14 protein-coding genes are annotated in these 14,276 nt (G+C 43.2%); 3 read left to right on the top strand and 11 right to left on the bottom strand.

Annotated features, from left to right (window positions below):
- Positions 1-29: 29 nt before the first annotated feature.
- The 5 genes from QUB70_RS02210 to QUB70_RS02190 form a co-directional block, all read right to left on the bottom strand.
- Positions 30-3,497 (bottom strand): non-ribosomal peptide synthetase, encoded by a 3,468-nt coding sequence (locus QUB70_RS02210; RefSeq protein WP_332978108.1) that lies wholly within the window; start codon positions 3,495-3,497, stop codon positions 30-32.
- A 58-nt stretch (positions 3,498-3,555) separates the two neighbouring features.
- Complete coding sequence (locus QUB70_RS02205; protein ID WP_332978107.1) at positions 3,556-5,064, bottom strand: 3-oxoacyl-[acyl-carrier-protein] synthase III C-terminal domain-containing protein; 1,509 nt, start codon at positions 5,062-5,064, stop codon at positions 3,556-3,558.
- A gap of 183 nt (positions 5,065-5,247) precedes the next feature.
- Positions 5,248-6,618 carry a salicylate synthase gene (locus QUB70_RS02200; RefSeq protein ID WP_332978106.1) on the bottom strand — a complete coding sequence of 457 codons (1,371 nt, stop codon included), beginning with the start codon at positions 6,616-6,618 and terminating at the stop codon, positions 5,248-5,250.
- A complete protein-coding gene (locus QUB70_RS02195; protein WP_332978105.1) occupies positions 6,618-8,156 on the bottom strand; it encodes a benzoate-CoA ligase family protein in 1,539 nt (512 codons plus the stop codon). The genes QUB70_RS02200 and QUB70_RS02195 overlap by 1 nt, the downstream gene beginning before the upstream one ends.
- Positions 8,156-8,386 carry an acyl carrier protein gene (locus QUB70_RS02190; protein WP_332978104.1) on the bottom strand — a complete coding sequence of 77 codons (231 nt, stop codon included), beginning with the start codon at positions 8,384-8,386 and terminating at the stop codon, positions 8,156-8,158. The genes QUB70_RS02195 and QUB70_RS02190 overlap by 1 nt, the downstream gene beginning before the upstream one ends.
- Before the next feature lie 625 nt (positions 8,387-9,011).
- On the opposite strand from QUB70_RS02190, the gene QUB70_RS02185 reads away from it, so the two are divergent.
- A complete protein-coding gene (locus QUB70_RS02185; RefSeq protein ID WP_332978103.1) occupies positions 9,012-9,776 on the top strand; it encodes a thioesterase II family protein in 765 nt (254 codons plus the stop codon).
- Positions 9,777-9,910: 134 nt separating this feature from the next.
- On the opposite strand, the gene QUB70_RS32595 is transcribed toward QUB70_RS02185, so the two are convergent.
- The 6 genes from QUB70_RS32595 to QUB70_RS02160 all read right to left on the bottom strand — a co-directional run bounded on the left by QUB70_RS32595 (position 9,911) and on the right by QUB70_RS02160 (position 13,187).
- The gene (locus tag QUB70_RS32595) at positions 9,911-10,231 is read right to left on the bottom strand and encodes a transposase (protein WP_442927686.1); all 321 of its coding nucleotides are present in this window, start codon (positions 10,229-10,231) and stop codon (positions 9,911-9,913) included.
- Between the two features lie 627 nt (positions 10,232-10,858).
- Complete coding sequence (locus QUB70_RS02180) at positions 10,859-11,017, bottom strand: helix-turn-helix domain-containing protein (RefSeq protein ID WP_332978102.1); 159 nt, start codon at positions 11,015-11,017, stop codon at positions 10,859-10,861.
- Between the two features lie 211 nt (positions 11,018-11,228).
- Positions 11,229-11,354: a hypothetical protein gene (locus QUB70_RS02175; RefSeq protein ID WP_332978101.1), complete on the bottom strand. Its 126-nt coding sequence runs from the start codon at positions 11,352-11,354 to the stop codon at positions 11,229-11,231.
- Between the two features lie 134 nt (positions 11,355-11,488).
- Positions 11,489-12,007: a pentapeptide repeat-containing protein gene (locus QUB70_RS02170; RefSeq protein ID WP_332978100.1), complete on the bottom strand. Its 519-nt coding sequence runs from the start codon at positions 12,005-12,007 to the stop codon at positions 11,489-11,491.
- Entirely contained in the window at positions 12,004-12,261 is a 258-nt protein-coding gene (locus tag QUB70_RS02165; RefSeq protein ID WP_332978099.1) for a hypothetical protein, read from the bottom strand. The genes QUB70_RS02170 and QUB70_RS02165 overlap by 4 nt, the downstream gene beginning before the upstream one ends.
- Before the next feature lie 65 nt (positions 12,262-12,326).
- The gene (locus QUB70_RS02160) at positions 12,327-13,187 is read right to left on the bottom strand and encodes an Rpn family recombination-promoting nuclease/putative transposase (protein WP_332978098.1); all 861 of its coding nucleotides are present in this window, start codon (positions 13,185-13,187) and stop codon (positions 12,327-12,329) included.
- A 218-nt stretch (positions 13,188-13,405) separates the two neighbouring features.
- On the opposite strand from QUB70_RS02160, the gene QUB70_RS02155 reads away from it, so the two are divergent.
- Together QUB70_RS02155 and QUB70_RS32590 are read left to right on the top strand one after the other, a co-directional pair.
- Positions 13,406-13,669: a hypothetical protein gene (locus QUB70_RS02155; protein ID WP_332978097.1), complete on the top strand. Its 264-nt coding sequence runs from the start codon at positions 13,406-13,408 to the stop codon at positions 13,667-13,669.
- Positions 13,670-13,759: 90 nt separating this feature from the next.
- Positions 13,760-14,194 carry a GUN4 domain-containing protein gene (locus tag QUB70_RS32590; protein WP_442927684.1) on the top strand — a complete coding sequence of 145 codons (435 nt, stop codon included), beginning with the start codon at positions 13,760-13,762 and terminating at the stop codon, positions 14,192-14,194.
- Positions 14,195-14,276 lie beyond the last annotated feature (82 nt).

Raw genomic sequence — 14,276 nt, 5'->3', positions numbered from 1 at the left:
GTCATTTACTAATGACTGATGACTGACGACTAATTATTAACTAATCTGGATTTTTTAAATCTTTGTTGGAGCCGATTTTTTCCTTGTTGGAATTTCTCTTCAGCTTCAGCTTTTGGCTCGTGCAATGAGGAAACTGATTTGTGGTTTAAATGCTTTGCTAAAGCACTAATTGTTGAGTATCTAAACAAATCAGTTAATGCAATATATTGTACCATGTCTGGCAACAAATCTAGCAGCCTCCTGTAAAATTTTACGATCAGTAAGGAATTCCCACCCAAGTCAAAGAAATTATCATTAATGCCTACCTTTTCCAGTTCCAAAATCTCTCGTACAGCGGTAGCAATTGTTTTTTCAACTTCGCTTTTTGGGGGGACGTAAGCAACTTCTATTTTTTGGAAAATACTATCTTGAATCAGAATAGTATTTCGGTCTACTTTCCCGTTAGCAGAAAGGGGTAAAGCATCCAGAAATGTAAAAGCTGATGGCATCATGTAATCGGGTAACTTCTTTTTAAGAAATTCGCTAATTTCTTCAATAGGAATTGGTTTTCGGTCAGGAACAAGGTATGCTACCAACTGTTCTTTATGCTGTTCCCCAATTGCTGCAACTACCGCAGCTTTTACATTGGGATGCTGTATCAAAGCAGCCTCAATTTCTCCCACTTCAATGCGCTGTCCTCGAATCTTGATCTGGAAATCAACTCGTCCTAAAAACTCAATGTTGCCATCAGGATGATAACAACCTAAATCTCCTGTCCGATACAGACGTTCTCCCGTGCGCGGATGAGTAATAAAACTGTCGGCAGTCTTTTCTTGATTGCGCCAATAGCCTTTTGCCAACTGCACTCCAGCACAGTACATTTGTCCCGGAACCCACATCGGACAGTCTTCTAAAGCATCATTCAAAATATAATATTTCGAGTTCGCCATCGGTTGACCGTAGGGAATGCTCTTCCAGTTTGTATCGACTTTTTCGATGAGATAACCTATGTTCCAAATTGTAGTTTCAGTCGGCCCGCCAATGCTGAAAATTTGGGTGTTTGGCACTAAAGATTTTATGCGATCTGGCAAATAAATCGGCAGCCAATCTCCTCCTAAAATTGCCAACCGCAAACTTTCTAGTAGCGCTCCAGATTCACCCTCCATGTAATCTACCAACATCTCCATCATCGCCGGGACTGAGTTCCATAATGTCACCCCTTCTCTTACCATTAAATCTACCCAATGACGGGGATCTTTCACAGCAGCAGCATCCGGCAAAACGATCGCGCCGCCAGCACTCAAAAGACCGAAGATATCGTAAACTGACAAATCGTGATTGAGAGCGGTCAAAGCTAAAATTCTGTCTTGAGAAGTAACATTAAAACGCCTATTAGTATGAACTACCACATTCGCCACATTGCGATGAGTAATCATCACCCCTTTCGGCAATCCCGTAGACCCAGAAGTATAGATAACATAAGCTAAATCGTCGGGGGTTTGAACAGGATTTAATGCTTCCTTGCTTTCTCCGGCTAAGTCTTCATTATCTACGCAGATTAGTTGAATTCCTTCAGAGCAAGTAAGTTTTTCTTTCAACCGAGATTGAGTTAAAACGATCTGAACTTCACTATTTTCTAACAGATAAGATAAGCGTTCTTCAGGTAATCCGGGATCGATGGGAACGTAAGCAGCACCGGCAGCTAAAATACCCATAACTGCGACAATTTGTTCCCATCCTTTCTCCATTACTATCGCGACTAATTGATTGGGAATAACTCCTAATTGGCGCAGTCGATGACCGACTTGATTCGATCGCTCGAATAATTCCTGATAAGTTAATGTTCGTGCGGATGAAATCACTGCAACTTCATTTCCTCTATCCCGGACTTGCGCGGCAAATAAACTATGCAGTAAATCGTCTGGAATCCGCGCATCTGTAGAATTAATAGCATTCCTTTGCGCTAATTGCGCCGGAGGTAAAAGTTGCCGATTCGTTTCCACCCAGGCCGATTCAGAAGTAGCAAGTTGATCGAGCAAACGACAATATGATTCAAACATATCTGCGATCGCACCTTCCGGGAAAAGTTCTTCAACGACATCCCAATTAAATGTCAAAGTTTCTTTTTCTTCCCAAACTTGAATATCCATCCAAGCTTGGGATGCTTGACTAATTCCATATACTAATTCGCCAAAATGACTGAACGTTAAAGTTTCTTGTCCCAGAGAACGGAAGCCGATAGTGCTGGTAAAAACTATTGGCATCGCGCTAGGAGTTGTACCTCTCTTGCGAGCTAATTCCCGCGTCACGCTCACTCCACTAAAATAGCGATGTTCTAAATCTTGCCACAGTTGTTTTTGAAGGCGGAGGGCTCGATCGATAAACGATTCGCGAGCGGAATTGTCTACTGCTAAAAGGGTGACGGAGGTAAAATCTCCTAAGATGTCATTGACTTGGGAATGTAGCGGTAGACGATTAAATAAAGCCAGATTAATTGTAAATTTTGGGCTTTTGCTCCAAAGCGCGATAATTTCAGCAAAAGCTGCCAGTAATAGTCCAGAAGGAGTCACACCCGCTTGAGCCGATCGCAACTTTAACTGTTGCCATTTAGTTCGTTCCAATCTGCTTTCGTAGCGCTTATTTTGATGCTGTTTTAGCTCTTTGGGATTCTTCGCTAAGGGTAAATCTGGAGCAGGTGGAAGGTTATCCAAACGATTGAACCAATATTCTTGCGATCGCCTATATAATTCTGTATCTTGCAACGCTTGTTCTGCCAAAACATAATCTCGAAATGTGATTTCCAACGGTGGCAATATCGCATCAGGATTTTGATACAGTTGAAACCATTCATCAAATAAACGAAACAAACTCCAAGCATCAAATACTTGCAAATCGTAGCTGATATGCAGCCGAATTATATCCCCATCTAACCGCGTGGCTCTAAACTCAAACAAAGGCCATTGGTCAGCAGGTAAAACTTGATGGGATAGGCGATCGCGAATTGCTTCAATCTGAGATATTACAACTTCTTCCTCCTGTCCCCTCAGATCCAAAACCTCCATTTGATATACAGGAACTTGTTTGAGAACTTGTTGCTGACCATCTGGCAATACTATTGCCCTCAGCATATCGTGGCGATCGATTAATTTGGGCAACGCCTCATTCAATTTTTCCACGTCTAAGGCGTGACATTCAATCTCGTAGTAACCGTGATTTGCGACATTTCCTAAGTCTAATACCCCACTACGACCCACCCAAAATGCGTGCTGCATATCAGTCAAGGGAAAAGGTTCGTAGCGCAAGTCTGGTGCTGGCTTAATTACAGGCAAAGAAGTAGAACTAGCACTCATGCTGTTCTGGCGTAATAACAGGATAAGTTCTGATTTATGCTCAATTAATGAGTTACGCAATTCAGGAGTAATTGCTCCTTTCGGCGCATCAATTTCTAGGGAAGTTCCATCAGTAGAAAGTTTTATGCCTTGGTTAGATAAACTGTTTAAAAGTAGATGCAGATTCATATATTTAGCTTTAAGTTTGTATTGCACCAATTGACGATTGTTTATTTCTTTGTGGTTCTCAAAGACTTAATATTTCCCTTTTTTCCTCTTCTTTTAATTTGGTAACAAAACTCGATTCTGATGCCGTTAAGTTCGCCAAAGCTAATTGATTAAGCACCAGTTCGGCTAATTGAGTTATGTTGTTGTCGCCAAAGAATCTTTCTATTGGCACTCGCACTTGTAGATCCGTCTCGATTCGACTCCTGAGTTCAAAAGCCATTAAGGAATCAAGCAGTAAAGCAAGGGAATGCTGCGGACTTAGACTATCGAAAGGCAATTGTAAAGAATTGGTTAGCCATTCTATTAGATATGTTTCCAATATTTGCTGCTGTTCTGTTGGTGCAGCGGCGAATAGTTTTTCCTTGGATATAACAGCTTTTTTGATATCGAAAAGATTGACTGCGCTTCGATCTTCTTCTCGATTAACATTAATTGGGGGAGCGGGAGCAGTTCCTAGCGCCACATCACCCCAGCGCATCACCGTTGCAGCAGCAGTTGCAGCCGCGCCGTTGGTATAAACGAGAACTAAGTCGTTGTCGCGAATTTTACCTGCAAGAGCGGCATGGTATAAATTAGCGATCGCAAATACAGAACCGATATTCGCATACCAAGGATAAAGATCGATCGTCCGTTCTGGATCAATGCCCAATGCCCTCGCACAAAGCCTCGCGTACCACGCCGTCGGAGTATTGAAGGCAAAAAAGTCAATTTGTTCGAGAGTCACGCCAGCCGCCGCCACAGCCCCCTCACAGCAAGTACGAACGAACTCCACACTTGTTTCGGCGAAGCTGCTGGCGTTCTCACCCGTCCGAGTACGCATTCGAGGTTTTCCCTGCGCGTCTGCGATCAGTTCGTGTAAATACGCACCACAAGTAGCAGCAGTGTTAATTATTTTACTGCCCAAAACACCGCGATCGCGTTTGAGCGAATCCACCACAAAAGCCCCAGCAGCGTCTCCCATAGACCACGACAGCGTATCTTCCTCATCTACAGAGTTAGATTCGATGTGAGAAACAACCACCAAAACATTGTGATACTCTCCCATTTGCACCAACGCACGCGCATTTTGCAGCGCAACTAACGCACTCGAACAAGTAGATTCCAGATTCCAAGCCGGACATTGTAATTGCAATTCGCGTGCTAGATAAGAAGCATTACCAGGAACAAGTTGTTCGGGAAAAATAGAAGCAACAATCGCTAATTCCACTTCATCAGTAGAAAGTTTTGCGGCATCCAGCGCCTCCCTAGCAGCGCGACATTCCAGCATCAGCGACGACTCGCCTGCACCCAACACTCTTCGCTCGACATTACCGCGAAAAGGGTCCGATAAATATGGTGCGACTTCTTGCGACCAAATAGCAAATCCATCGTCATCAGAAGTAGATTCAACAGATTGAGATAACCTCGTTCTTCTTGGCGGAGTTACAGCAAACAAATGAGGTAACTTTTCCAGCCAATAATCATTAGTCCGAATTTGGCTGGGAAAACAGAGTGAAAGCGATCGAATACCAACTGAACAATTGATCATAACTATTAAAACTAGGAGTGATTCTTAGGTAGGTAGTTGGGCTTTAGCCCTCTTAGGTAGGTAGTTGGGCTTTAGCCCTCTTAGGTACGTAGTTGGGCTTTAGCCCTCTTAGGTATGTAGTTGGGCTTTAGCCCTCTTAGGTATGTAGTTGGGCTTTAGCCCTCCCGGAGCGCTGAAGCGCAACTACGTACCTTTGCTTGGAGATTTCAACACTAAATTTGTTAACATCGTATTCATCTTATTAACAGACTCCACGTATTCGTTTTCGGGAATAGATTCTGCCACAATTCCTGCGCCAGCATTTAAGTAAACCCGATCGCCATATTGGTAAGCCGAGCGAATTGCGATCGCAATATCTGCCATACCATTGCTATTCACCCAACCAATCCCACCAGCATAAATTCCCCTCGGTTCTTGTTCTAGTTGTTCGATCCATTTGAGAGCTTTGTGTTTGTCAATTCCCGATACTGTAACTCCCGGAAATAACACTTTTAAAGCATCCCATAAAGTCTTTTCTCCTTTTAGTTGACCGCCAATTCGCGATGATAGATGCTGCACGCACCTGTATTGTTTCACCTGCATGAAGTCAAAAATCCGAAGAGTTTCTGGTAGACAAACCTCAGCCATCTCACTTTGCGCCAGCCAAATCGAAAGCGCGTGTTCTTTTACTTCTTTAGCATCAGTAAATAACTCACTTTCCAATTGTACATCTTCTGACAAATTTTCCGATCTGGGTCTAGTTCCCGCCAAAGGATTAGTAACTACAAAGCCATCCGCACTAACTTCCATTAAAATTTCAGGACTGAAGCCTACCGCACTTACTTCGCCAACACGCAAACAATACGATCGCGCACAATTGTTGTTTTTCGCTCCTAAAACATAAGTTCCCAGCAAATCCATCTCCCCTTTCACTTTCACGGAACGGGAAATAATTGCTTTATGTAAATCGCCATTTTGGATAGCTTGAATCAGATCGGAAACCTGGTTTTGATACTCTTCTTTATCGGCAAAATCAACAACGGGTGGTGTTGCTACATAGTCTCTCAATTTATTATCAATTGATAACGCTTCCAGAACTTTTGTTGGTGACTTGATGCTTCTGATATGAACTCCTCTAGGAGCGATCAAAAGTTCAATTTCTGGAACCAAAAAATAGAGCAGCGGTTGTTCAATTGCCTTGGAGTAGGAGGAGTAGAAGCGAGCCACATCAAAGCCTATGTAACCATAAGCAGTCCAATTCTCGATCGGCAAAGACGCTAATGCTGATTCTACTTGTTTGAGCGGATCTGCGATCGCTTCTGACTTAATCTCACCCATACAGGCGATCGAAACATCGTGAGAACTTACTGATATTTCCGCTAAAGCATTACCAGCAATACGTACTTCATTCTCACTTCGGTACATCACATAGTTAGAAAAAATCCCAGCATCTAATAGATTCTGCAACAGAATCAGAGGATCTCTCTGACCTGGTACGAATAGTTCGTGATAAGTTAATAAGTTGCTTGCTACCTGATACATGGGGTCAAAATTTTGGTGAAGGGAGTTAAACATTAATGGGTTTTCAGCAATGATTTGCGATGAATTTTTCCGGTTGGCGTGCGCGGTAATGTTTCCAAAAAGTGGATTTTTTTAGGAGCCTTAAAATGGGGTAATCTAGTCCTAGCCAATTGTCGAATCTTCTCTTCTAAATCGGGAGATTTATCGAAGCCGGGTTTAAGGCTGACGTAAGCAATAATCTCAGTTAATTGTTCGCCGCGATCGCATTCTGGCACTACCGCCGCATCAAGAACACCTTCATGCTGGAGTAAGACATCTTCCACTTCAAATGGCGACACCCACATCCCATTTACTTTGAAGAAATCATCCTTACGTCCCATAAACCAGAAATAACCATCCGCATCGCACAGATACTTATCCCCCGTTCGCATCGCGTTTCCATAAAGAGCTTGTCGCGTTTCCCGCAGGCGATTCCAATACCCCAGCATCAGACTTTCTCCACTCACCTCTAGGTCGCCAATTTCCCCTGCTGGAACAGGAAAACCATTTTCATCAACCACTCGCACATCATAACCGGAAAGGGGACGACCGGAACTGCCGGGACGACATTCTCCCTCTGCATTAGATAGAAAGATATGCAGCAATTCTGTCGTACCAATACCCTCATAAATCTCAATTCCGTAAGTGTCTCGCCACTTATACCAAATAGTTTTTGGTAGTTGTTCGGCGGCTGATAAGCACAACCTTAAAGAGGAAGTATTTAGAGGCGCAATTTCATGCACTGAGAGAATGCTGGCATATATGCTGGGTATGCCAAATAAAATTGTCGGTCGGTAGCGATCGATGTCGGCGATGATATCAAAAGCATTGTTGGCATCTGATAATATTGTGGCTGCACCAACTGCGATCGGCATATATAAACTATTCCCTAAACCGTAGGCAAAAGGCATTTTAGCTACTGAATAGGTGATGTCATCTTGATGCAAACCTAGCTTAGCTTTACCATACAGTTCTGCACAAACTACCATACTTTGGTGGTTGTGAATTACACCTTTGGGTTTACCCGTACTACCGGAAGTGTAAAGCCAAAAAGCAGGTTCGTCGCCAGATGTTTCGGCGTAAGGTAGCTGTTCGTCTGTCTGCTGAGTAAGCAGAGATAAAAATGGTTTTTCTCCGTCTGAAAGGAGAATATTTTGCAAGAAATGAGAGTGGATGGGAGTCAGTTTTTCTTGCCACTCTTGGTTAGTCACCAAGACTTTGGCGCGTGAATCTTGCAGAATATAGTGGATGTCATCAATCGTACAAGCCGTATTGATCGGAACTGGTACTGCGCCGAGGAAAATTGCCCCCCAAAAAGCAAATACTGATTCTGGAGTGTCTGACAAAAGAATGGCTATCCGGTTTTCTCGCGCCAATCCTAACTCGGACAATAATCTAGCTGCACGTCGGACAAAGTTGTTTAATTGGGCATAAGTATAAGTCGAATCCTGATAGTAAAACGCTACTTTCTCGCTACGTCCTTGTGCCAGGTTGCTTTCCAAGAAGTAAGCTGCAATGTTAAAGATGCTAGGTAATTTTGCGGAAATACTCATTATTTATGTTCGGCTGGCATCGCCGTTTCGATCTCATTACAGATTTGAGCTAATGTCATATCTTGGCGCGTTCCAAGTTTTAGATTAACCCCCAATCTTCGTTTCAATTCCACAGCAACTTGTACTGTTTCAACGGAGTCAAGTTGTAAATTCGCGCGGAGTAAAGTGTCTTGATGAAGGGACTCTTCGGGAATACCTAAATTAACCAGTATTGCCTTCAGTGTATCCATCGCCTTTTGACTTCTCATGCAATAAACGATCCTTTTGACTTCTCATGGAATAAATGGGAGTGATGTTTTGACTTAATTTTCCTGGCTTTCACTTGAAAATGTCGATTTTTTCAGCGAACCGATCGTTAACCGCAAGAAGAACAACCTGCATCAGCCACGCTGACTTCGTTTGCTCGATAGTTGAGAACTGATTTCAATAAGCTAGACGAATTGTATTACCTATTCTCGATTCTTGGCAAGCCCTAATCAGGAAATTTTTGTAAAGTTTTATTAAGAGTAACAAACGGTTACGTATTAGACCTCGGCTAGATTTAGATTTTCTTCATACAGGGCAAGGGTTTGAGATTTACTTTGTGAAAACTCTATTCAGGCAGACGGGGTGAGTGCGCCTCTCTCACCTTGATGAGCCAAGCGTTGAGGCTCCTTAACCTTGAGAATGCTCGCAGCTTTTTGACGGAATTATTGATAATAATTATAGGTAGCCATCGCCAGAGATGCTTATTGTCCGTTATCCAAACCCGAAAAAGTCGCGTGTAGTCAGCCGCAGGCATCGCCCGCACATATCTTTTTTGAGATAGATTAACTCAAACCCTTGCTGCGTCAAGTCTTTCAACAGTATTAATTTATGAACGCTACCATAACTGCAAACTCCTGGATTACCTATCCGAAACCCAATCCTGAAGCCAAGTTACGACTATTCTGCTTCCACTATGCCGGGGGTGGGGCTTTGAGCTTTCGTGCTTTTCCAGGGAACCTACCGTCCGATGTAGAGGTTTGTCCGATCGAACTTCCCGGACGCGGATTTCGACTGCTGGAAACTCCCTTCACCGAGATCGAGCCAGTAATTGAGGCTCTTGCCCTTAACATTCTGAGCAGCCTTAACAAACCTTTTGCTTTCTTCGGTCACAGTATGGGCGCATTGGTGAGCTTTGAACTGGCGCGACTACTCCGCAAAGAGTACAACCAAAGTCCACTGCACCTATTTGTATCAGGACATCGCGCTCCTCAAATTCCCGATCGCGACCCGCCCATTCATGCTCTAGCAGAATCAGAATTTCTCCGAGAATTGTGCCGTTATAACGGAACTCCCAAAGCCGTGCTAGAAAACGCCGAACTGATGGAACTGCTACTTCCTACTCTGCGATCCGATTTTGCTGTGGTTGAAAATTACGCTTACTTGCAGGAACCGCCGTTAGATTGTCCGATCGCTGCTTTTGGTGGCTTAGAAGATTGGAAAGTCGGTATCGAAGACCTAGAAGCATGGCAAAAGCAGACAAACTCTGCTTTTTCGCTGGAGATGTTTCCCGGAGATCATTTCTACCTGCTCTCAGCCCAAACACTTCTGCTGCAACGCCTTTCACAATTACTATCAGCAGTTGAACTCCCATGAACTGGTAGGCTCAGTCATACAGCATATTCCAGGTTCAAGAAGTACATTCAATATCCCCGTAGGGACACGGCAATGCCGTGTCCCTGCCTCTGCTATGTACCTCACATACCACCAAAAGTGCTGTATCAGCCCTGTCAAGGTGTATGCTGAGTCTGCTTAGCACGCATCAAACTGTTGAAATCTCGAAGGCTTGGATCGTTTCCGGTTATAGATGCTATTGTTAAGAGTGAAAAGTCTTCAAGAAAAGCGCGGACTTTTGCTTTGATTTCATCTAAATTCTCATAAATTTTCAAGCTCAATTTTTGTCTTATATGTTGCCATACTCTCTCAATTAGATTCAATTCAGGACTGTATGGTGGCAGAAAAATTAGGAAAATGTTGTCGAAAATTTGGAGATTGCTACTATAATTAAACCTACCATTATCTAATTGAACAAAATTGAAATTATCTGATATTCCGAGGCGTTCCCGATCTAATAATTATTGAAAATCTACACCATCCAGATGTGAAAATTCTTACCCTATACTTTCTCCTGTTTGCGGAGCTAAGCTGTCGCGCATTTAAATTGCATATTCGGGGCGGGCTAGAAGCCCAACCCCTACTCCCCAGAAGAGTTTGATTGTTTTTTGACAGCCAATTTAAATGCAGAACAGCTTACCGCCCATATAAATAGTAAGCTTTAAAATTCCATTGAACTTTACCTATTGGTTTGATACCACGAGCTGTATTTTTTTTTCCTCTCTCTTGTTTATAACCAAATTCTAGTTTCATCTTGACACCAATATTTGAGACCATTTTTTGCTCTATTGGGGGTAACAAACTCCAACCAGCAGGCTACTTTCAGCAATTTTTCTAGTTTTTTTAAAACTCGATCCCTGCCACAGGAATCTTTTTTGTTACTCACAGGTATTGGTAATTTTAACTTAGCTTTCATGCGATAGTGCAGTTGCTTGTGTAAAGTTTGATATGTGACGGATACTTGATAGTTATCTTCCACCGATCGGCTTTTTTTTTATAACTCTTAAACTCGCAGGTTTCCTCACTAATTTTTATTGATATTCCTGCGATTACTTCTTGGGGAATTACTCGCTCGTCTCCCAGTCGATCGGCGCAGCTTTAATAATTCTGACTCTCCCGCCATTACTATATTGCTTTAACCATCTTTGGACAGTGATTCTATGTACTCGCCAAAGTTCAGCTACCTCGCTCGATGTTCGCGGCGTGACCCAGATTTTTACCAATAAAGTGCCTGAAGTTTTTGTCGGTTAGTTATCGTTCGCTGTCGCTGCATAATTATTTTTAACTCAGTAAGCTAATCCGCATTTAAATTGCATAGTCAAATAAATTTTTCCTCTTGTGGGGTGGGCATCCTGCCCGCCCTCAACATACAAATTAAATGCACAACAGCTTATTGTCAAAAAAATTCAGTTTTTGCCTCTGAGTCAAGAGGGGCTAATTGGCAAAGCTGTAGCGGATAGATTCGCTGCGTCGGCTGAGGCTGCTGGGGAATGAGTTAGAATCGATCGCGATCGCCCGTTTTGCAAAGAAGAGTTCGATCGCCCTTATGCACTTAGGCACTCCAAGCAAAGAAACCGGGTTTTTTACCGAAGCTGCGGGATACAACGCGTCTTATCGTAAAAAACCCGGTTTCTCGGCCCCTATACGATCGCCCCTTACAACAAAACACTCACTCTATCCCTGACTCAATAAATCTAAAAACTCTTGGACAAAGCGATCGGGTTCTTCGCGGCATCTGTTAGCGTCGCAGTAGATGATGCTAATTCCGTGGGATGCAAACAGTCGATCGCGTGTTTCGTCTTTTTCTGTGTCGGATGCCATATTTCCAGAATACCCCATTTGCCTTGGTGGAATATGAGGAAATCTGGTTCTTGGTTTTGTCGGCCTGCGGGTGTTGTGAGGCGGGCTTTGGAGTTGGGGAAGAATAGGGTGTTTGTGCGATCGAGCGCTTCGGCAATTTTCACTTCTTCTTCGCAGCGAAAGCGCAGATCGTTCCAGTGATAAATCCGTTCTTTTATGCTAGATAAAATTCCCTGGTTATGTGCGTCTTCAGCCTTGATTTCATCTGATACTGTATGATAATCAGATAGAATTGCACCGTGTAAATCTGCTGACGAATCAGATTCACTTAAGTTTGCGAATGATAGTCTGGCTCCGGTTAAATTAGCACCGCTGAGGTTAACTCCAATAACTTGAGTTCGATGTAATGTCACTTGATGTCGCCGCAAGTACCGATTAAAGACAGAGCGTAAATTACTTTTTCGTCAAAAGCGTCTGAGAGTTGTTTCCAGAGTTTAGCCGCCAGCGCTTTTATGTATTCATCATTATATTGAGAGAGTTGAGAAATTTCTTCATAGGAATGTCGGCCTTCCCAGCATTGTCTGAAGATGAGCTCTTGCACGTCGTTTAACTGTTCGTCGTCATCTAGGACTGTTTCGACAATGGCGAGAGCTTCATCGACAGTCATGGGTTAAGTTTCCTTAAAGTATATATCTGGTAAATTCTTGAACATATCGGACTATATTTTACCAACTAAGGCTGGCGTTCATTCAACCAATTGGTTAAATCCGAGGCTTCTGAAAAATCCAGCAGCGCCTCCCCTAAATCCTCTAATTCTTCTACGGATAAAGTCTGAATTTGCTCGCTGATTTGAGGAGCGATCGCACCGATGCGTCGAGTCAACTGGCGAGTGAGGAACGACAGCGCCTCATTTTTCCTTCCTTCAAGGAGACCTAGTTGTCTTCCTTCAAGGAGACCATCTTCGCGAATTTCTTGGTAAATCACAGAACCGCGCATAGTTTCTTTCCTAAATAGTTGTCTGATTAAGTCTTTTTCAAATCTCAAACCTGCGAGCACTTGAGTACAAGCGAGTAAATCCGCTTGTTGAGTAGGTTCTTCGATTATAGCAATCTGAGTAGCTATTTGCTCTAACAAAGTTCGCGGGGAGTTGGTTTGAGATAGTGTCGCCAGCGGGAGTAGGCCGGGGACGGACAGCAGTAAAGCGGGGTCTTGTTCCCACAGGCGAAGGACTCGGTAGCCGTGTCTGGTGTTCGCGTCTGTGTACTCGGATACAAAAACTTGTTCTGAGGCTGTTTGCTGCAAAAAGATTACTACTTGATTGATGTCACAGGAGTATTGTCGTTTGAGCCTGACGTAGTAGTCTAGCATCCTGAAGGCGATCGGCGGGTCGGAGTAGGGTCGGGTTTCAAATTCCAGATGGAGGATTTGGCGATCGGTTTGGAGGAAGACGAGAGAATCTGCGCGGATGGGTTCTTGAATGAGTTCGGTTTTGAGTACCTGAATGTTGGTGGGTTCGTCAATTGGTAGCAGCCAGCGGACGAAGGCGGCGGGGAATTTTTCGGCTAGGTATTTGCAGGTGTTGTCGTAGGCCAAAACGGTTGGGTTGTGAGGGGTGATTAGAAGAGTTTAACTCTAGCGGCATCTACCTGAGAGGGGATTTTAGGGAGATTTGGGAAAAGCAACCACTTTTTATCACTTTTAATCACTTTTTGTCACTGACAAAGATGAAGTTGACTCATTAGAATACTTCAATGCCAGAAACTGGCTAGCGTTCATGTTTACAAATTACCATAGCAGAGGAGTTGACAAAAGTGAGTTTACCATACAACCTTGTCGAGGCAATTCGGAATATTGTAACTGGTTTGGCTTTGGCTCAAGGCATTTTATCACCCCAACAGGTTTCTGATATTCCCAACTCAACAATAATAGCTCAATTTGAAGAGCAAATTGGAATAGCAGACCAGGCGGAAAGAGAAAGGGTGGAAATGGAACTAAAAAAAGTCAAATCTAGTCAATCGACCATGCTCGATATCGCCAAAGAAACTGGCTATGGTAGCGGTAATTATGGTGGATAAACCAATTTTAATGGATTTTTACCAGTAGAAACAACCATAAGGGGGATTGAGTTACAATCCCCCGCTGCACTTTCCAAAGGATAACTATTAATGTGGATTTTAATTTTAATTGTGTTGGCTGTAGTTGTCTACTGTGTAATGTCACAGGCATCAAGCAGCAATCAATCTAGTAAGGCCTCAAGTAGGACTCAAGCTAATCAAGTTGTGGATTATTCAAATCTTGAAATAACATCACTTGACAGCAGCGTCTCTGCTCATTATAACTACACACACCTTCGTGACCTACTAGCAGAGGGCAAATGGAAAGAAGCTAACAAAGAAACAGGACGGCTGATGCTCGCCGTAGGATATCTAACAGCAGAGAAAAAAGTCCGGGATGGAGAATGGACGCACGCTGACCCGGAGTCAAATCGTTTAAATTTCCTACATTTATGGTACTTCCCTTGTCCTGACCTTTGTACTATTGATCGACTTTGGCTTAAATATAGCAATAGACATCTCCAAAATAGTAACAGTTCGTGGTAAGATCACATCATAAAGCTTTTTTAACACAGAAACATGAGCGACATACTAAATCATATTGAAGAGCATCCTAAAGAAACACAGC

This window comes from Microcoleus sp. A003_D6, assembly GCF_036702825.1.
Lineage (GTDB): Bacteria > Cyanobacteriota > Cyanobacteriia > Cyanobacteriales > Microcoleaceae > Microcoleus.
Note: the sequence above shows the minus strand (reverse complement) of the source record. Positions and strands in the feature narration are given on the sequence as shown.